This window comes from Flavobacterium granuli, from assembly GCF_031456055.1.
Classification (GTDB): domain Bacteria; phylum Bacteroidota; class Bacteroidia; order Flavobacteriales; family Flavobacteriaceae; genus Flavobacterium; species Flavobacterium granuli_A.
Window position 1 is genome coordinate 204,444 of record NZ_JAVDTX010000007.1, and the last position, 18,312, is coordinate 222,755.

Consider the following 18,312-nt stretch of genomic DNA (forward strand, 5'->3'; position numbering starts at 1 on the left):
AAAGAAAAACAAAAAATATTGAAATTTAAGAGATATGGAGTTAGTAGAAAAAAACATTAAAGGCATTAGTTTTTTTAAGGAAAAAACTATAAAGTATTTTAAAAAATATTTTAGAATTGTTTTAATAGATGTTTTAGTTTACAGAATTTCTAGTCCAACACATTTTTTAACTGCAAAAAGATATACAATAGAAAAACAGAAAATATCAATTAATAAAATAAAATATTATATTGAAGAGAACAATAAAATAATACATAGTAGTTGTCTTTTTATGTCTCTGCATATATTAAAATTGATACATAAAAAAGGACCAGCTATAGGAGACTGTTTTACAAATAATGAACATAGAGGTAAATCAATTTATCCTTTTGTAATCAACAGTATAGCTAATGAAATTATTTCCGAGAATGGTTCCTCTGAAATTTTTATATTAGTTGATAGTAATAATTTCAATTCAATTCGAGGAATTGAAAAAGCAGGATATGTTTTGCATTCGAAAATTGTTACAAAACGGTTTTTATTTTTTTATTTCAAAACAAAGGTTATAAATTTTAATTTATGAAACTCGCAGTCATTACTCACGTTCCTCACATTCAATCACAAAATCAATATTTTGCTTATGCTCCTTATGTACGTGAGATGAATATTTGGGGGAAATATCTAGATGTGTTTATAATTGTTGCGCCGATTATTCAAACTGAAAAAACGGCAATAGATATTCCATATAGTCAGGAAAGAATCAAATTTATTGAGATTCAATCTATCAGTTTATTGGGATTGAAAGCTGTTTTTACAGCTTTTTTTTTAGCTCCAAAAATCTGTTGGCAAATTTATAAAGCAATGCGGCAGGCCGATCATATTCATTTGCGTTGTCCCGGTAATATTGGTTTATTGGGCTGTTTGGTCCAAATTTTATTTCCAGGAAAACCCAAAACGGCCAAGTATGCAGGCAATTGGGATCCAAGAGCGAAACAGCCTTGGAGTTACCATTTGCAAAAATGGATTTTGAGCAATACCTTCCTAACTAGAAATATGCAGGTTTTGGTTTATGGTCAATGGGAAGGATGCACGAAGAATATAAAACCTTTTTTTACGGCAACTTATTCTGAAAAGGATAAAATGCTGATGAAAGAATTGGATTTAAAGGGTAAAATCAATTTCATTTTTGTAGGAACATTATCCTCCAGCAAAAATCCTTTGTATGCCATACAATTAGTCGAAGCATTGTTAAAGAAAGGATATGATTTGACTTTAGACTTGTATGGTGAAGGAATAGAACGTAGTGTTTTAGTAAATTATATTGAATCCAATGGTTTGGAAAAGATTATAGTATTGAAAGGAAACAAAAATCAGGAACGTGTAAAAAAAGCTTATCAAAGTAGCCATTTTGTGATTTTGCCTTCCAAAAGTGAGGGTTGGCCAAAAGCAATTGCCGAAGGGATGTTTTGGGGCTGTATTCCAATAGCGACAGTCGTTTCCTGTGTGCCATTTATGCTTGATTATGGGGAAAGAGGGTTATTGTTGCAAATGAATTTAGAACAAGATACACAACAATTGGAAACAATTTTAAACAATAAAAGGGCTTTTAACAGTAAAAGAGAGAAAGCTATGGAATGGTCGCAAAAATATACGTTGGATGTTTTTGAAGATGAAATAAGAAAATTGCTCATACAATGAGAATTATTCAAATCATAGATTCCTTAGAGGCAGGAGGAGCAGAGCGTATGGCTGTGAATTATGCCAATACTTTGGTCAATGAAATTGAATTTTCCGGGCTTGTTGCCACCCGTAAGGAAGGTTCACTGTTGCCTCAAATCGATCCGAATGTTTCGTATTTGTTTTTGAATAAGAAAGGACAGCTCGATATTGGTGCTCTTTTCAGATTACGGTCTTTTGTTTTGAAAAATAAGGTAAGCTATGTTCATGCTCACAGCACTTCTTTTTTTCTGGCTTTTCTACTGAAATGCATATGCCCTTTTTTGAAAATTATTAGGCATGACCATTATGGGAACAATGAATTTTTAGCTGCTAGACCTCATTTTGTATTGAAACTGACTGCTGTCTTTTTTAATGGTGTTATTGCCGTAAATCAAAGGCTTAAAAATTGGTCAGAAACGGAATTAAAAGCAAAAAACGTTATTTATTTGCCTAATTTTCCAGTGACGGAAACGGGGGTTGAGGGGTATACATCGTTAAAGGGGGAAGAAGGAAGACGAATTGTTTCTTTGGCTAATTTGCGACCCCAAAAAAATCATTTTTTATTATTGGAAGTGGCTCGAAAACTAAAACAATCCCATCCGGAGTGGACTTTTCATTTGGTTGGAAAAGATTTTGAAGATGAATATTCTAGACATATTAAGGGGCTGATTGAGGATTGTGGTTTGGGAAACAATGTTTTTTTTTATGGCTCCAAACAAGATGTACAACATATTTTATCCCAATCAGACATTGCTGTTTTGACTTCACAATCGGAAGGCTTGCCTGTAGCACTTTTGGAATATGGATTGTGTAAAAAAGCTGTTGTCGTTACTCGAGTGGGGGAAATTCCAATGATAGTGCAACACGGGAAAAATGGTTTTATTGTGGATTCTAATGAAACCGAATTATTTTATGAATCTTTAGTTGATTTGATAGACCATGAAGCGGTAAGGTCTGATTTCGGAAGCAAACTTTATGATACTATTCAAGCTGATTATACAGCTGAAAGCGTGATTGAAAAATACTTAAATTGGATGCGAAAAAATTAAAATGAAGAAAGAAGAACGATCCTATATTTATTTGATGTTGTTCCATGCTTTTATTGGAATAGTGGTATTTGCTCTGCCTTTTGTTTCCAAAATATACACTTTGGCAATATTTGGACTAGGTATTTATTACATTGTTAAAAGTAGGAACAGAAATAATGAAGCACTAATCATGTCAGCCTATGCAGTAAGCGTTGAGGTGCTTTTGAGAATGACAGACGGGATGCTTTTGAATGAGTTTGGTAAATATTCAATCTTAATTTTTATGTTTTTGGGAATGATTTATTCTGGTTTTTCCAAAAATGCTTTAGCGTATTGGCTTTTTTTGCTGTTACTGATACCTAGTATTGTTTTGTCTTTAACGTCTTTAAATTTTGAAACCGATATTCGAAAAGCAATCGCTTTTAATATTTCTGGACCCGTATGCTTAGGTATTTCGTCCATATACTGTTATCAACGAAAAATAACATTTGATCGGCTAAAAGGGGTTGTTACTGCATTTTGTTTGCCTTTGTTTGCTGTCGTGGTTTACTTGTATTTGTACACACCTAGCGTGAAGGATGTAGTTACCGGAACGGGTTCCAACTTTGTAACATCAGGCGGATTTGGTCCTAATCAGGTGTCAACTATATTAGGATTAGGTATTTTTGTTTTTTTTGTTCAATTGTTGCTGAATTCTAAAAGTAGGTTTCTACAAATTGTTAATTCAGGATTTGTTTTGGTTTTTGCTTTTAGGGGAATTGTTACTTTTTCAAGAGGAGGGGTAATTACTGGAATAGTCATGATTTTTCTTCTTCTGATAGTTTTATATTTTCAAGCTAATTTTAAAACGAAGCGCAAAATAGGGTTGATATTAATGTTCTCATTTATTGCAGGGCTAGGTGTTTGGAGCTACAGTTCATTGCAAACTGGAGGGTTGATTAACAAACGCTATGCTAATCAGGATGCTAGAGGAAGAGAAAAAAAAAGCAAGATGTCAGGTAGAGAGGATATTATGGCCACGGAAGTCCAAATGTTTTGGGATAATCCTATTTTTGGTGTAGGTGTAGGAAGATCTAAAGAAGTTAGGAAAAAAGAAACTGGAATTGTTGTAGCATCACATGATGAAATTACCAGAATGTTGGCAGAGCATGGTTCTCTTGGTTTGATTGATTTAATGATTTTGTTTCTCACTCCTTTGTTTTTATTTGTAAATAATCGTCAAAATTTATTAGCACTTTCTTTTGTAGCTTTTTGGTTGCTAACAATCAATCATGCCGCTATGCGACTAGCTGCTCCTGCCTTTATTTATGCACTTTCATTATTAAAAGTTTATACTGTTGAAATCGCCATGATTCCAAAACAAAAACAATAATGAAGAATGGTGATACCATGTTCCGCTAAAAAGAAATATAATCTTCGCATGAAAAACCTCCTCTACATAGGGAATAAGTTATCCAAGCATGGAGTTACTCCAACCACTATTGAAATTCTTGGCCCACTTTTGGAACAGGAGGGTTTTATTGTATCATATAGTTCTTCTGAAAAAAATAAAGTGCTCCGATTCGTCGCTATGATATGGAGTGTATTTCGATATAGAAATGTTGATTGTGTATTGATAGACACCTATAGTACAACCAATTTTTGGTATGCATTCGCTATCTCTCAGTTGTGCCGACTGTTTGGGTTAAAATACATTCCAATTTTACATGGAGGTAATTTAGCATTTAGATTGAAGAATAACCCGCAAATTTGCCAAATGATTTTCAAATATTCTTTCCAAAATGTGTCACCATCTCTTTTTTTAATAGAGCAATTCAAATTAGAAGGGTATGAAAATGTTATACACATTCCTAATTCGATTGAACTAGAAAATTATCCTTTTTTGGAACGAGAAAATGCAAAACCCAATCTATTATGGGTGCGTTCTTTTGCGAAAATATACAATCCCATGATGGCTGTTGAGGTATTTTCGGTTATAAAAAACAAATACCCTGAAGCGACACTTTGTATGGTTGGTCCTGAAAAAGATGGAAGTCTATTGCATGCTAAACAGAAAGCGAAAGATTTAAAATTGGATATACTTTTTACGGGGAAATTGTCCAAACAGGATTGGATAAATAAATCAAAAGAATATGATATTTTTATAAATACAACTCATTTTGATAATATGCCAGTTAGTGTGATTGAAGGAATGTCTTTGGGTTTGGCCGTAGTTTCAACCAATGTTGGGGGAATTCCTTTTTTATTGGAGAACCAAAATGATGCCTTATTAATTCCAGATAATGATGTTGAGAAAATGGTTGAGGCAATCGATAGATTAATTGGAGATTCTGATTTGGTTAGTAAAATTACCGCTAATGCAAGACGGAAATCGGAACAATTCGATTGGAATGTGGTTAAAAAGGAATGGATGACTATTTTAAAATAAAAAAGGTTTAATTTTTAGATAATAAGTAACTTGCAACGCAATCCAATTTTGGAATCAATGGATAATCAAAAAAATATACATTTCGAAATTTCTGAACGTAAAATTCTTTTACGAGTTTTTGATGTGGTTTTTGTATTGCTTGGTTTGTATTGTATTGGTTTTGTTTTTCAGTTTAATTATTTTAAATTTTCGACAGAAATTATCAATTGGGCTATTGTTCTAGCCATATACATTAATGTATTTGGAGCTATTTTCGAGATGTACAATCTTCAAGTGGCTAGTAATCATTTTCAAGTGTTACGAAGTACTATTCTTACCACTTCTACTACAGTAATATTTTATTTATTGACTCCTGTTTTTTCTCCACAATTGCCCAAAAATCGTTGGCAATTATTGGTTTTTTATATTACAGTCTTTATGGCACTGTATGCATGGAGAATGATTTATGTTCGATTTTTAGCGTCCAACAGGTTTGTACAAAATGCAGTTTTGATATGTGACATGGAACAAGTAGAAGAGCTTGTTTTGGGATTGGAGAGTGTTGATCCCCATTATAAAATAATTGGATACGTAAATCTAGATTATTATTCGAAAAATGAATATGACTATCTAGCTGTGGAGCATATAAAAAGAGAAGATTTAACTTTATTTGTTTCCAAAAATGGAATATCGGAAATAGTGGTTGCTTCCCAAAAAACAGAAGGAATTACTGCAGATCTATACCAGCAATTACTCCATTTGCTTGAATCGGGAAAGAGTGTTAGAGAATATACGCATGTTTATGAAAGTAAAACACAACGTATACCAGTTCAATATATTTCAAGGGATTTTTATCGATTTTTCCCTTTTAGCCGCAGTAATCAAAACAAACTATATTTGTATTCTGCCAGAATATTAGAGGTTTCATTTTCATTGGTTGGTTTAGGAATCGGTTTGGTTTTATTGCCATTAATATTGTTGTGTAATGCCTTTTGGAACAAAGGAAAATTGTTTTACACCCAAAAAAGAGTAGGGAAAGATGGAATTGTTTTTAAAATCATTAAATTCCGAACAATGGTCAAAAACGCCGAGAAAGCAGGAGCTGTTTTTGCGAAACTCAATGATTCTAGAATTACCAAGTTTGGAAAGTTTTTAAGAAAAACAAGAATTGACGAAATCCCTCAGTTTATTAATATTCTAAAAGGTGATATGGCAGTAATAGGTCCAAGACCTGAGCGACCAGTATTTGTGAAAGAAATTGCTCAAATCATGCCATTCTACGAAACGCGCCATATTATCAAGCCAGGTCTTACGGGCTGGGCTCAAGTCAATTATTCCTACGGTGAAAAATTGGAAGATAGCTTGATAAAATTGCAATACGATTTATATTATATTAAACACCGAAGTATTTATCTGGATTTGGATATTACTTTCAAAACTATTTCTACGGTTTTATTTTATAGAGGTCAGTAGATTAGATAATTATCGGAATGCGCTTTTTGTGTTTAATAGCCAATCGAGTCAAAACAACCAAGTTTGTTATTAGTATAGGAGTAACTATAAGTAAGTGAACTTTTGTGATGATGAAAAAGAAGTACACTACCATCAAAAGAATACTTAAAACAGAAAGTTTGTACGTCCATTTGGAGTTTTTTGTGCTCCAAAAATATAATACAAGAAAAATAATCGGGTTGAACAACAGGACGTTGTAATTGTATGCCAATTCCTGATGGAAAGAATAAAATCCTAAAAATACAAATAGCAAACCCAATAAAGCTATAGTCGTAAGATAAATATAATCAATACTTTTCTTATTTATCAAAATTATAAATCCTAAAAGCAAAACATAAGTATAATAATTATTCCACCAAGAGCTTGGAATTTCTTTTTCGAAAACGATCAATGTTTTGTTCTCTTTGCATAAAGGACGATTTTGATACTGAATGAGTTTTAAGCTTTTAAGAAGCTCAAGCGGTAAAAATATTTTAGTCCCCATTTGATCTACTTTTGTTCCAAAAACAATACTCGTTCCTAGTTTTTCATAAAAATGGTTGTCAAAATAGGGAAACAAAATGGATCTGTAAGTTTGGTCAGTATCTGTTTTTTTGGTTATTACTTTCGTACTTAATGTTTTATTGATGACATCCACTACCTTAGAAGTACAATTATTATCAATGAATTTATATTGATATAAGCGTTCGTCAGACAATAGTGATTGAGATAGATTGTCAAATAATTTTTGTTTGAGGTCAAGTGGAATGTCTAATTCTTGTTCATAAACATCCCTTTTTTCATAATTGTACTGATTTATAAAATCAACGTATCGATCATTTGCAATGAAATAATCCATATCCCCTTTGGTAAACTTCATCACAAAGTTGGGCGTGTCAAAGTCAAAAGCACCATAGTTATAAACCACATCAAGATTGTTCTCAATGTCGCTAACTCTTATTGCGGTGTGACCAAATAAAGAATAGGATTCATTACCAGTACCACAAGTAAGTACGCTTATATGAGCATTTTTGGATAATAAAACATCTTGACAGTAAGAGTTATAAATGGAACCCAATAAAAGAATACAAACGAATATTTTTTTTAATAAGGTGGCTTTCATATGTCTGAAATTTATTTTTTGAGTTCAAAAGTGTTTTTTCAACTTTCAAAGTTAACCTCTAAAAAGGGATAAATCAATTTTTAAGGAAAATACATTAGAATATAATGCTGTACTTTGGTTTCCTAATGAGGTCAATGCATAATCAATAGCGATTCCTTTGTATTTGAATCCCAAACCAATATTGGGTTGAAACCCTACCTTTTCGCCATTATCCAATTGTGTTACATGCTGAAAATTACCGACTCCTGCTCTTAAAAAAGCAAGATTGGTATAACCGAATTCAAGGCCAACAGCCGGATCTATACTCACAAAACTGCTTGAAATTAAATCATTGGTCTCAGTAAATTGCATATTCATATTGGCAGAAGCTAAAAGACTATAATCTTCATGAAAAAGTATTTTTTTCGCCACTCCTAGTTGAGCTTTAGGGAGCGTAATCTCAGTGCTTTCAGGTATTTCCTGATTTTGTTCCGGAATAGCATCTGCTATTTTTTGATAGGCTTCTTCGTTGATGTTCCAAATATTATAAGTTGTCGTGATATCTCGGAGCATTAGTCCAAATTGCCAATCATTCTTTTCAAACTGCAATCCAAAATCAAAACCAAATCCCCAAGAAGTTGCAAAATCTCCAATGATTCTTCGGATAATTTTTGCATTTACTCCATATTGAAACCCCGGTACTGGTAATTTAACTGCATACGAAAAAGTAAATCCATAATCGGCCGTTGAGAAAAGCTCGATTCTATTGTAATCTATGTTGCCCTCATTATCTATTAAATCGGTAGTATTCATAATATCATCGACTCCAAAACGGATCAACGAAATTCCCCAAGCACTTCGGTCGTCTATGGGACTAGCATAGGCAGCATAATCATATTTAGCAATATTGGCGAAGTAATTGGAATGCATCAAGGAGATTTGATTGTCTTCTAGATGAAGCAATCCTGCTGGATTCCAATAGGTTGAATTTACATCCGAAGTAGAAGCAACTACTGCATTTGACATTCCTAAAGCTGCAGCATCTACACCTATATTCATGAATTCATTCGAATATTTTCGAACGGTTTGACTACAGATTGTGTTCGCAATAAAAAGGAATAAAATGAGCTGTATTTTTTTCAAAAGATGTTATTTGTAGACTTAGTGAATTTTAATTTTCACCAAAAATAAAGTTTTTTGATGATGTAGCTACTTCAATTCAATGAATTAATGATTTTTGTTAGCAAGCCACTAAAATCTCTTAACAAAACAAGTATCACTTTCACTTATTGTATTAAATTTGTCGAGCTTATAATTCAATTTAAAAAATATGAACATCAAAAAACACATTCCAAATACAATTACTTTACTAAATCTTTTTTGTGGCTGTATCGCTTTAGTATTTGTAAGTAAAGACCAATTTGAAATGGCATTCTTTTTTGTTTGCCTCGGAATTTTTTTAGATTTTTTTGATGGTTTTTTTGCCCGTTTGTTTAAAGTTTCTGGACCATTGGGGTTGCAATTGGATTCATTGGCTGATATGGTAACAAGCGGTGTAGTTCCCGGATTTGTGATGTTCAAAATGATGCAAAGCAGCTCGGTTTATATGAGTGAAGGATATCTTCAATTTTTTCCTTATTTAGGTTTTATCATTACTTTGGGATCGTGTTTTCGATTGGCAAAATTCAATATTGACACTCGTCAAACGGATTCTTTTATTGGCTTGCCAACACCAGCCAACGCTCTTTTTATATTGAGTCTTCCTTTGGTTAAGGAATATTATTCTGGAGAGTCATTGATGATACTTGAAATTTTGACAGAGAAATGGGTTTTGCTTTTGATATCATTGTTTAGCGCCTATATTTTGAATGCTGAGATTCCTTTGTTCTCCTTAAAAATAAAAAAGTTTAATTTTAAGGATAATGCACTTCAGGTTATTTTTCTGATCAGTTCCATTTTGTTTTTGGTGTTTCTAGATTATTTGGCTATTCCGTTGGTGATTATTTTCTATGTTTTACTTTCGGTGATTAATAATAAGTTTCTAAAAAAGTAATTTTTTTGGATGAAAAAAAGTAGCAGTACTATGCCAAGGCGTAAACCAAAAAAGAAAAAAAACGGTTTTTCCGGAAGGTGGATAGATTTCTTTTTTATTGGAATTGCGATTCTTTTCATCCTGTCAATAGCCTATCATTACCGATCTGGTATTATTAATTATTTAGGTTTTAAATCACACTATAGCAACAACACAAATATTTTTTCTGAAGCTCGAAATTTAAAAGTTTTGGAAAAAAATGAGGGTAAAGTGGTCGGTCTGGACGTTTCCGAATATCAAGGAAAAATCCGTTGGTCTTATGTTGATACTATTGAAGATAAATATCCTTTGCGTTACGTTTTTATTCGGGCAACTGTTGGAAAGGATAGGGTAGATAACCAGTTTAAAAGAAATTGGCTTGGCGCTAAAGAAAATAAAATGATACGTGGTGCTTATCATTATTATCGTCCAAATGAAAACTCTCTTGAACAAGCGGAACTTTTTATTAAAACCGTTAAACTGAAAAAAGGAGATTTACCACCTGTTTTGGATATCGAAAAACTTCCTAAAGAACAATCCATAGAACGTCTAAAAATTGGCTTAAGACGTTGGTTGAAAGCCGTAGAATCGCATTATGGAGTAAGGCCCATAATTTATACAGGTGAGAAATACTATGACGATTTCCTGAAAGAGGAGTTTAGCGATTATCTTTTTTGGATAGCCAACTATAACTTTTATCGTGAAGAAATTCAAAACGATTGGCTCTTTTGGCAATTTACAGAGAAAGCTACTGTACCTGGTATCGATACTAATGTTGATGTGAATATTTACAATGGAGATTTACAGCAGTTGGAATATATTACTGTGGAGTAGTAGTGTTCAGATTTCAGATTATGAATGTTAAACAGCTTGATTATTTTTTCAAAATAAAAAAATAACCATTCCAAAAAAAGCCAAAGCAATCAGTAAAGCCAATATTGATTTTGGGTTTGCAAAATTTATGGTGCTACCCATTTCTTCATTTTTCTTAGGAGGGAAAATACGTTTGTCTTCTTTGTTATAATAAAATATTCCCCAAATCCAATTTTTAGGATCTTTAGTCCACTTCTCTAAGGTTTCTTTGGTTGGATATTTTTGGTTTTTCATTATACGATACTAAAACTCCAGTTTTTTCTTTCTCAACTCAAAATTCTGACCCAAATACACGCGACGCACCATTTCGTCCTCGACCAATTCCTCAGGAATACCTGCTTTTAGGATTCCTCCTTCAAACATAAGATAGGTTTTATCGGTAATCGCCAACGTTTCCTGTACATTGTGGTCTGTTATTAGGATTCCGATATTTTTATTTTTTAATTGAGCCACAATTCTTTGAATATCCTCTACAGCAACTGGATCGACACCTGCAAAAGGTTCGTCAAGTAAGATGAATTTTGGGTCTGTAGCCAAACAACGGGCAATTTCAGTACGGCGACGTTCCCCTCCCGAAAGTAAATCACCACGGTTGGTACGGATGTGTTCCAAGCTAAATTCGGCAATTAAACTTTCCATTTTGGCTTCCTGTTGTTCTTTGGAAAGTTTGGTCAATTGCAAAACGCTCAAAATATTGTCTTCTATACTTAATTTTCTAAAAACAGAAGCTTCTTGTGCTAAGTACCCAATACCTTGTTGGGCTCTTTTGTACATTGGATAATCGGTAATATTCAAATCGTCAAGATAAATATTTCCTGAATTTGGTTTTACCAATCCTACAATCATATAAAACGAAGTCGTTTTTCCAGCACCATTAGGTCCCAAAAGACCAACGATTTCACCTTGGTTTACTTCTACCGAAATACCTTTTACAACACTACGGCCTTTGTAGGTTTTTATCAAATTCTCTGCTCTTAACTTCATTTTTTTATTTTAAACGTTTAAACGTTTGATTCGTTTATTCGTCCAAATTAACGAATAAACGAATCAACAAATAAGCCTATTAACAATTATTTAGCCTCAGTTTCCTCTAAAGCTTCCCAAAATTCATATGCTCTACGCAAATGAGGCACAACAATTGTTCCTCCAACGAGGGTTGCGATTCCCATAGCTTCCATCATTTCTTCTTTGGTTACACCTTCTTTGTAGCTAGTTTCCAAATGGTATTTTACGCAATCATCACAACGCAAAACCGTCGAAGCTACTAATCCTAAAAGTTCTTTGGTCTTTACATCTAGCGCCCCTGCAGCATAGGCATTGGTATCTAAATTGAAAATACGTTTTACTATTTTATTATTGTCAGCCAATAATTTTTCGTTCATCTTAGAACGGTAGTCGTTGAATTCTTGAATTATATCAGACATTTTCTTTCTTTTTATTTAATACTACAATTTTTGAAATTAAGATACTTACTTCATAAATAATCAGCATTGGGATAGCAACAATAGTTTGGCTCACCACATCAGGCGGAGTAACAATTGCGGCAACAATTAAGATTATTACAACGGCATATTTCCAATATTTCCTTAAAAATTCGGGGGTTACCAGACCTAGTTTTGTTAGAAAATAAATAATTATAGGAAGTTCAAAGAACAATCCACTAGCCAAAATACTGGTTTTTACCATTCCGATATAAGAGTCGAGTGTAAACTGGTTTTTTACAACATCACTTACCGTAAAAGTGGCCACAAAATTCACTGACATTGGAATAACGACGTAATATCCAAATAGGACTCCTAAAAAGAAAAGCAATGAAGAAGTAAATATAAATACTCTAGCATTTTTCTTTTCCTTTTCATACAAAGCTGGGCCAATAAATTTCCAAACTTCCCATAAAATATAAGGGAAACTTAAAATGAAACCAGCCAAAATGCACATCCAGACAAAAATATTAACCTGTCCTTCCATCTCGGTATTTTGAATGATAAAAGGCATTTCGGTTATACAAATGCTTTCTGCAAAACCCAATTGATGTGATAACTCACAAAAATAACGATAGGTAAAAAAGGTAGGTCTTGTAGGGCCAAATATGATGGTGTCAAACAAGTAATCACTGATAAAATAAGTTACACATGCCATGATAATCACAGCAGTAGTACTTCTCACTAAAAGCCATCTTAATTCTTCTAGATGGTCTAAAAAGGACATTTCGCCTAGGGTTTTCTGTGCCATTATACGATTCCTTCTTTTAAAATGTCATGTAAATGCAATACGCCTTTGTATTCTCCATTGTCAACAACGATTAATTGTGTGATAGAGAAATCTTCCATTATATTAAAGGCATCCACTACCATATCTGTGGATTGTACTGTTTTTGGGTTTTTGGTCATAATGTCTCTCGCGGTTAATTCAGCAAAAGTATCTCTGTCGTTTAGCATTCTTCGAATGTCTCCATCGGTAATTATTCCAATTACTTTGTTATTTTCTACTACAGCTGTTACGCCCAAACGTTTTTCTGAAATTTCGAAAATCGCTTTTTTAATAGGAGTTTCAGGATCTACTTCAGGTTTTAAGGTGTGTTCAAGCATGTCTTTCACTCTAAGTAATAATTTCTTGCCTAAAGCACCTCCTGGATGGTAGACTGCAAAATCTTCTGCTTTGAAATCTCTCATTTCCATTAGACATACCACAATGGCATCTCCCATTACTAATTGTGCTGTTGTGCTATTTGTTGGTGCAAGATTCAATGGACAAGATTCGGAATCAACAGTTGTATTTAATACATAATGAGAACCTTTAGCCAAAAAGGAAGTCATATTCCCGGTCATACCAATTAATTTATTGCCAAAACGAGTCAGAAGTGGAACCAATGATTTGATTTCTGGACTGTTACCGCTTTTTGAAATACAGATAATGACATCATCTTTTTGAATCATTCCTAAATCACCATGAATTGCTTCAGAGGCATGTAAAAATAATGATGGAGTACCAGTTGAATTAAATGATGCCACCATTTTTTGAGCAATAATAGCACTTTTCCCAATCCCAGTTACGACCAATCTACCTTTTGAATTGTAGATGCATTGTACCGCTTCCGCAAAGGTTTCGTCAATGTAATCCATTAATTTTGCGATAGATTGACTTTCAGATTTAATAGTTTTCTTGGCATTAGCCAGTATATTTTCTTTTGTAATCAAAACTGATAATTTTAAATTTGTAAGTGTAAAAGAAAGTTGTATCTTTATGTTCCGCAAATTTATACAAAATACCACATATTAAAGAATGAATTCAAACGAAATTGACATACACAAAGAATTAAAGAAATATTTTGGCTTTAGCCAATTCAAAGGCCTGCAAGAAAAAGTAATAACGAGTTTGCTTAATAAACAAAATACATTTGTTATTATGCCAACAGGAGGAGGAAAATCACTTTGTTATCAATTACCTGCTTTAGTCCAAGAAGGGACTGCAATTGTTGTCTCTCCGTTAATAGCATTAATGAAAAATCAAGTTGATGCTATCCGAAGTCTTTCTTCCGAAAATGGGATTGCCCATGTTTTAAATTCATCCCTTACTAAAACAGAAATTGCTCAAGTAAAATCCGATATTTCAGCGGGTATAACTAAGTTATTATATGTAGCTCCAGAATCCTTAACAAAAGAAGAATATGTAGCTTTTCTTCAAACGGTACCTCTTTCTTTTGTAGCAATTGATGAAGCGCATTGTATTTCAGAATGGGGTCACGATTTTAGACCGGAATATCGAAATCTAAAAAATATCATTAAGCAATTGGGAGAAGTTCCTATTATTGGACTTACTGCGACTGCAACTCCAAAAGTGCAGGAGGATATTTTGAAGAATCTAGAAATGGCCAATGCAACTACATTTAAAGCGTCATTTAATAGAGCTAATTTATTTTATGAAGTTCGTACCAAAACAAAAAATATTGAATCGGATATTATTCGGTTTATAAAACAACACAAAGGCAAGTCAGGTATTATTTACTGTTTAAGCCGTAAAAAGGTTGAGGCAATTGCCGAGGTTTTACAAGTAAATGGTATTAGTGCTGTTCCTTACCACGCAGGTCTGGATGCCAAAACACGTGCCAAACATCAAGATATGTTTTTGATGGAAGATGTAGAAGTTGTTGTGGCAACAATCGCATTCGGAATGGGAATCGATAAGCCCGATGTGCGTTTTGTGATTCATCACGATATTCCAAAATCATTAGAAAGCTATTATCAAGAAACAGGAAGAGCTGGTCGAGATGGTGGTGAAGGACATTGCTTAGCCTATTACTCTTATAAAGATGTAGAGAAATTAGAAAAATTTCTATCTGGAAAACCAGTAGCTGAGCAGGAAATAGGATTTGCTTTATTGCATGAAGTCGTGGCTTATGCCGAAACTTCGATGTCGAGACGTAAATTCTTATTGCATTATTTTGGTGAAGAATTTGATAGCGAAACCGGTGAAGGTGCCGATATGGATGATAATGTTCGCAATCCAAAAACTAAAGTAGAAGCCAAAGATGAAGTGCTTAAGTTATTGGAAGTTGTCAAAAAAACTAAGCATATATACAAATCAAAAGAGATTGTTTTTACCTTAATTGGTCGTGTGAATGCAGTTATTAATGCTCATAAAACAGATTCTCAATCCTTTTTTGGGTCAGGTTCGAATCATGACGAGAAATTTTGGATGGCATTATTGCGACAAGTGCTTGTTGCAGGCTTTTTGTCCAAAGATATAGAAACCTACGGTATTGTAGAGATCACCAAGGAAGGATTGGCCTTTATGAAAAATCCGGAATCCTTTATGATGTCCGAAGACCACGAATACAATGAGTCTGAAGATGAAGCTATAATAACAGCTGCAAAATCATCTGGTACAGCCGATGAATTATTGATGTCGATGTTACGCGAGTTGCGTAAAAAAGTGGCCAAAAAATTAGGAGTTCCTCCATTTGTGGTTTTTCAAGACCCTTCTCTAGAAGATATGGCTTTGAAATATCCAATTTCTCAATCTGAGTTGATTAATATTCACGGTGTTGGAGAAGGAAAAGCCAAAAAATATGGTAAGGAGTTTATTGAATTAATAAACCGTTACGTAGAAGAAAACGATATTATTCGCCCTGATGATTTGGTTGTGAAATCTACAGGAGTTAACTCAATCAATAAGTTATATATTATTCAAAACATAGACAGAAAGCTGGCTTTGACAGATATCGCTTCCGCAAAAGGGTTGAAAATGGATGATTTGATCAAAGAAATGGAACAGATCGTTTATTCTGGAACCAAATTAAATATCAAATATTGGATAGATGAAATGCTGGATGACGATCAACAAGAAGAGATTCATGAGTATTTTATGGAATCCGAATCCGATAATATAGAGAAAGCGCTAAAAGAATTTGATGGAGACTATGATTTGGATGAATTGCGATTAATGCGAATAAAATTTATTAGTGAAGTGGCTAATTAGTTAGTAGATTTCAGGTTGCAGAGGGCAGAATACAGGAAAAAAGAGTTAATAAAAAGCTTTCATATTAAAAAGCCGATTTTCGTATGAGAATCGGCTTTTTTGATTTTATAAAGTGTCAGCTGAAATCTGCCCTCTGCAACCTGAAATCTGATTACTGATAAACTTCCCCACGGTGTGGTTTCAATGCATCGCGTACTTGAATCATATTTTCGTCTGTTACTACCATATAGGCAATAGCATACATTTCATCCAAGATTTGAAATCCAGTAATGTTTAGTGGTAATTTTTCAATGTTGATGTATTCTTTCAAATGAATTTCGTGGTGTTCTGCTGTTTTTGCAGAAGCAGGACCACGAAAATCCCATATTAGTTTTATTTTTCTGGACATTATTTTATAGGTGCAAAGTTTCAAAGAAACAAAGGTACAAAGTCTATTTTGAAAATGGATTTTATATTAAAGAACTAATTTCATTTCAAAATGTTATTTTTGCATGTTCTTTTCATAAAAAGAAAAGCTAATAGAATAAATAAGATACAATGCCAAGAGAACTTTTACTTCAAGTAACACCGGAAATAGCTTCAAACGAAATGTTGTTACGTGACTATTTGTCCAAACAGATAAAAGTTTCGGCAAATGAGATTCAGCATGTTGTTATTTTGAAACGCTCCATCGATGCCCGTCAAAAAGCTATCAAAATCAATTTGAAAGTTTCGATTTATTTGAAAGGGGAACCATTTCAGGAGTATAAAATAGAATTACCCGATTACAAAAACGTTTCGACTGCCCAAGAAGTTATTGTTGTAGGAGCAGGGCCGGCTGGACTTTTTGCTGCTTTGCAACTAATTGAGTTGGGTTTGAAACCAATAGTAATCGAACGCGGAAAAGATGTTCGTGGTCGTCGTCGCGATTTGAAAGCAATTAATAGAGATCATATTGTTGACGAAGATTCCAATTATTGTTTTGGCGAAGGAGGAGCAGGAACCTATTCTGACGGAAAATTATACACTCGTTCCAAAAAACGTGGTGATGTTACTAGAATATTAGAGTTGCTTGTTGCTTTTGGAGCTACAGGAGATATATTGGTAGATGCCCATCCGCATATTGGGACGAATAAATTACCACAAATTATACAAGATATTAGAGAGAAAATCATCGAATGTGGTGGGCAAGTTTTGTTCGAAACTCGTTTGACCGATATTTTGATAAAAAATAATGAAGTGCAGGGAATTGTAACCCAAAGTGGAGATACAATTCTGGCAAATAAATTAATTCTGGCAACAGGACATTCTGCTCGAGATATATTTGAATTGTTGGACAAAAAGAAAGTGCTTATTGAAGCAAAACCTTTTGCCTTAGGCGTAAGAGCCGAGCACCCACAATCGTTGATTGACAGTATTCAGTACAGTTGTGATTACCGCGGTGAGCATTTACCGCCTGCACCATATTCTATAGTAAAACAGGTTAATGGTCGCGGAATGTATTCGTTTTGTATGTGTCCGGGAGGTGTAATTGCGCCTTGCGCTACCAGCCCAGGAGAAGTTGTGACCAATGGCTGGTCGCCATCCAAACGAGATCAGGCAACAGCAAATTCCGGAATTGTAATCGAATTAAAACTGGAAGATTTTAAGCCTTTTGCAAAATTTGGAGCTTTGGCTGGAATGGAATTTCAAAAAAGCATTGAACAAAAAGCATGGCATTTGGCTGGGCAAACTCAAAAAGTACCAGCACAACGTATGGTTGATTTTACGCAAAATAAAGTTTCTTCCAGTATTCCAAAAACTTCCTATGTTCCAGGGACTACTTCCGTCGAAATGGGACAGGTTTTTCCAGGATTTCTATCTCAAATATTAAGAGAAGGATTTACTGAATTTGGAAAATCCATGAGAGGCTATTTGACTAATGAAGCCATTTTACACGCTCCAGAATCTAGGACTTCTTCACCTGTCCGTATTCCCAGAGATGCAGTTTCTTATGAGCATTTAGAGATAAAAGGATTGTATCCTTGCGGAGAAGGAGCAGGTTATGCAGGTGGAATTATATCTGCAGCTATCGATGGGGAAAAATGTGCTTTGAAAATTGCTGAGACTTTGAAAATATAAATTTGTTGAATGCGCGTGAGGGATTACTTCACTATACATTTATTTTTATATGAGTTCAGTGAAT

At 33.8% G+C, this 18,312-nt stretch carries 18 protein-coding genes; 10 read left to right on the plus strand and 8 right to left on the minus strand.

Features of this window, described 5'->3' with window-relative positions:
* Window positions 1–34: 34 nt before the first annotated feature.
* From J2W95_RS15480 to J2W95_RS15505, 6 genes are read left to right on the plus strand one after another with little or no spacing between them, the layout of a single operon-like run.
* Window positions 35–562 (plus strand): hypothetical protein, encoded by a 528-nt coding sequence (locus J2W95_RS15480; RefSeq protein ID WP_310008605.1) that lies wholly within the window; start codon window positions 35–37, stop codon window positions 560–562.
* A complete protein-coding gene (locus J2W95_RS15485; protein ID WP_310008608.1) occupies window positions 559–1,677 on the plus strand; it encodes a glycosyltransferase family 4 protein in 1,119 nt (372 codons plus the stop codon). The genes J2W95_RS15480 and J2W95_RS15485 overlap by 4 nt, the downstream gene beginning before the upstream one ends.
* Window positions 1,674–2,747 carry a glycosyltransferase family 4 protein gene (locus J2W95_RS15490; RefSeq protein WP_310008610.1) on the plus strand — a complete coding sequence of 358 codons (1,074 nt, stop codon included), beginning with the start codon at window positions 1,674–1,676 and terminating at the stop codon, window positions 2,745–2,747. The genes J2W95_RS15485 and J2W95_RS15490 overlap by 4 nt, the downstream gene beginning before the upstream one ends.
* A 1-nt stretch (window position 2,748) precedes the next feature.
* The gene (locus J2W95_RS15495) at window positions 2,749–4,098 is read left to right on the plus strand and encodes an O-antigen ligase family protein (protein ID WP_310008612.1); all 1,350 of its coding nucleotides are present in this window, start codon (window positions 2,749–2,751) and stop codon (window positions 4,096–4,098) included.
* Window positions 4,099–4,146: 48 nt separating this feature from the next.
* Complete coding sequence (locus J2W95_RS15500; protein ID WP_310008613.1) at window positions 4,147–5,154, plus strand: glycosyltransferase family 4 protein; 1,008 nt, start codon at window positions 4,147–4,149, stop codon at window positions 5,152–5,154.
* A gap of 57 nt (window positions 5,155–5,211) precedes the next feature.
* Entirely contained in the window at window positions 5,212–6,606 is a 1,395-nt protein-coding gene (locus J2W95_RS15505; RefSeq protein ID WP_310008615.1) for an exopolysaccharide biosynthesis polyprenyl glycosylphosphotransferase, read from the plus strand.
* Window position 6,607: 1 nt separating this feature from the next.
* On the opposite strand, the gene J2W95_RS15510 is transcribed toward J2W95_RS15505, so the two are convergent.
* The gene (locus tag J2W95_RS15510) at window positions 6,608–7,747 is read right to left on the minus strand and encodes a lipoprotein N-acyltransferase Lnb domain-containing protein (RefSeq protein WP_310008618.1); all 1,140 of its coding nucleotides are present in this window, start codon (window positions 7,745–7,747) and stop codon (window positions 6,608–6,610) included.
* A 51-nt stretch (window positions 7,748–7,798) separates the two neighbouring features.
* Window positions 7,799–8,869, minus strand: coding sequence for a putative type IX sorting system protein PorV2 (locus J2W95_RS15515; RefSeq protein ID WP_476400171.1), 1,071 nt, complete (start codon window positions 8,867–8,869; stop codon window positions 7,799–7,801).
* Between the two features lie 187 nt (window positions 8,870–9,056).
* Here J2W95_RS15515 and J2W95_RS15520 point away from each other — a divergent pair, with 187 nt between their 5' ends.
* Both J2W95_RS15520 and J2W95_RS15525 read left to right on the plus strand, forming a co-directional pair.
* Window positions 9,057–9,779 (plus strand): CDP-alcohol phosphatidyltransferase family protein, encoded by a 723-nt coding sequence (locus J2W95_RS15520; protein ID WP_310008620.1) that lies wholly within the window; start codon window positions 9,057–9,059, stop codon window positions 9,777–9,779.
* A gap of 9 nt (window positions 9,780–9,788) precedes the next feature.
* A complete protein-coding gene (locus J2W95_RS15525) occupies window positions 9,789–10,631 on the plus strand; it encodes a glycoside hydrolase family 25 protein (RefSeq protein ID WP_310008622.1) in 843 nt (280 codons plus the stop codon).
* Between the two features lie 48 nt (window positions 10,632–10,679).
* Here J2W95_RS15525 and J2W95_RS15530 read toward each other — a convergent pair whose 3' ends face one another.
* From J2W95_RS15530 to J2W95_RS15550, 5 genes are all read right to left on the minus strand, one after another.
* Complete coding sequence (locus J2W95_RS15530) at window positions 10,680–10,904, minus strand: DUF5808 domain-containing protein (RefSeq protein ID WP_310008624.1); 225 nt, start codon at window positions 10,902–10,904, stop codon at window positions 10,680–10,682.
* A gap of 9 nt (window positions 10,905–10,913) precedes the next feature.
* Entirely contained in the window at window positions 10,914–11,654 is a 741-nt protein-coding gene (gene lptB, locus J2W95_RS15535) for an LPS export ABC transporter ATP-binding protein (RefSeq protein ID WP_310008626.1), read from the minus strand.
* Between the two features lie 86 nt (window positions 11,655–11,740).
* A complete protein-coding gene (locus tag J2W95_RS15540; protein ID WP_310008628.1) occupies window positions 11,741–12,094 on the minus strand; it encodes a carboxymuconolactone decarboxylase family protein in 354 nt (117 codons plus the stop codon).
* Window positions 12,087–12,902: a twin-arginine translocase subunit TatC gene (gene tatC, locus J2W95_RS15545; RefSeq protein WP_310008630.1), complete on the minus strand. Its 816-nt coding sequence runs from the start codon at window positions 12,900–12,902 to the stop codon at window positions 12,087–12,089. The genes J2W95_RS15540 and tatC overlap by 8 nt, the downstream gene beginning before the upstream one ends.
* On the minus strand, window positions 12,902–13,867 hold the full coding sequence (locus tag J2W95_RS15550) for a KpsF/GutQ family sugar-phosphate isomerase (protein WP_310008633.1): 966 nt from the start codon (window positions 13,865–13,867) through the stop codon (window positions 12,902–12,904). Before J2W95_RS15550 ends, tatC begins: the two co-directional genes overlap by 1 nt.
* Before the next feature lie 85 nt (window positions 13,868–13,952).
* Here J2W95_RS15550 and recQ point away from each other — a divergent pair, with 85 nt between their 5' ends.
* Window positions 13,953–16,148 carry a DNA helicase RecQ gene (gene recQ / locus J2W95_RS15555; protein WP_310008636.1) on the plus strand — a complete coding sequence of 732 codons (2,196 nt, stop codon included), beginning with the start codon at window positions 13,953–13,955 and terminating at the stop codon, window positions 16,146–16,148.
* A gap of 151 nt (window positions 16,149–16,299) precedes the next feature.
* On the opposite strand, the gene J2W95_RS15560 is transcribed toward recQ, so the two are convergent.
* Window positions 16,300–16,536, minus strand: a complete 237-nt coding sequence (locus J2W95_RS15560; protein WP_310008638.1) for a hypothetical protein — start codon at window positions 16,534–16,536, stop codon at window positions 16,300–16,302.
* A gap of 149 nt (window positions 16,537–16,685) precedes the next feature.
* Here J2W95_RS15560 and J2W95_RS15565 point away from each other — a divergent pair, with 149 nt between their 5' ends.
* Window positions 16,686–18,248, plus strand: coding sequence for an NAD(P)/FAD-dependent oxidoreductase (locus tag J2W95_RS15565; protein ID WP_310008640.1), 1,563 nt, complete (start codon window positions 16,686–16,688; stop codon window positions 18,246–18,248).
* The last annotated feature ends 64 nt before the right edge of the window (window positions 18,249–18,312 follow it).

Excerpts from the sequence above, each read along its gene's own strand:
- J2W95_RS15480 (WP_310008605.1), top strand. The coding sequence starts at position 35 with ATGGAGTTAGTAGAAAAAAACATTAAAGGCATTAGTTTTTTTAAGGAA.
- J2W95_RS15485 (WP_310008608.1), top strand. The coding sequence starts at position 559 with ATGAAACTCGCAGTCATTACTCACGTTCCTCACATTCAATCACAAAAT.
- J2W95_RS15490 (WP_310008610.1), top strand. The coding sequence starts at position 1,674 with ATGAGAATTATTCAAATCATAGATTCCTTAGAGGCAGGAGGAGCAGAG.
- J2W95_RS15495 (WP_310008612.1), top strand. The coding sequence starts at position 2,749 with ATGAAGAAAGAAGAACGATCCTATATTTATTTGATGTTGTTCCATGCT.
- J2W95_RS15500 (WP_310008613.1), top strand. The coding sequence starts at position 4,147 with ATGAAAAACCTCCTCTACATAGGGAATAAGTTATCCAAGCATGGAGTT.
- J2W95_RS15505 (WP_310008615.1), top strand. The coding sequence starts at position 5,212 with ATGGATAATCAAAAAAATATACATTTCGAAATTTCTGAACGTAAAATT.
- J2W95_RS15510 (WP_310008618.1), bottom strand. The coding sequence starts at position 7,747 with ATGAAAGCCACCTTATTAAAAAAAATATTCGTTTGTATTCTTTTATTG.
- J2W95_RS15520 (WP_310008620.1), top strand. The coding sequence starts at position 9,057 with ATGAACATCAAAAAACACATTCCAAATACAATTACTTTACTAAATCTT.
- J2W95_RS15525 (WP_310008622.1), top strand. The coding sequence starts at position 9,789 with ATGAAAAAAAGTAGCAGTACTATGCCAAGGCGTAAACCAAAAAAGAAA.
- J2W95_RS15530 (WP_310008624.1), bottom strand. The coding sequence starts at position 10,904 with ATGAAAAACCAAAAATATCCAACCAAAGAAACCTTAGAGAAGTGGACT.
- lptB (WP_310008626.1), bottom strand. The coding sequence starts at position 11,654 with ATGAAGTTAAGAGCAGAGAATTTGATAAAAACCTACAAAGGCCGTAGT.
- J2W95_RS15540 (WP_310008628.1), bottom strand. The coding sequence starts at position 12,094 with ATGTCTGATATAATTCAAGAATTCAACGACTACCGTTCTAAGATGAAC.
- tatC (WP_310008630.1), bottom strand. The coding sequence starts at position 12,902 with ATGGCACAGAAAACCCTAGGCGAAATGTCCTTTTTAGACCATCTAGAA.
- recQ (WP_310008636.1), top strand. The coding sequence starts at position 13,953 with ATGAATTCAAACGAAATTGACATACACAAAGAATTAAAGAAATATTTT.
- J2W95_RS15560 (WP_310008638.1), bottom strand. The coding sequence starts at position 16,536 with ATGTCCAGAAAAATAAAACTAATATGGGATTTTCGTGGTCCTGCTTCT.
- J2W95_RS15565 (WP_310008640.1), top strand. The coding sequence starts at position 16,686 with ATGCCAAGAGAACTTTTACTTCAAGTAACACCGGAAATAGCTTCAAAC.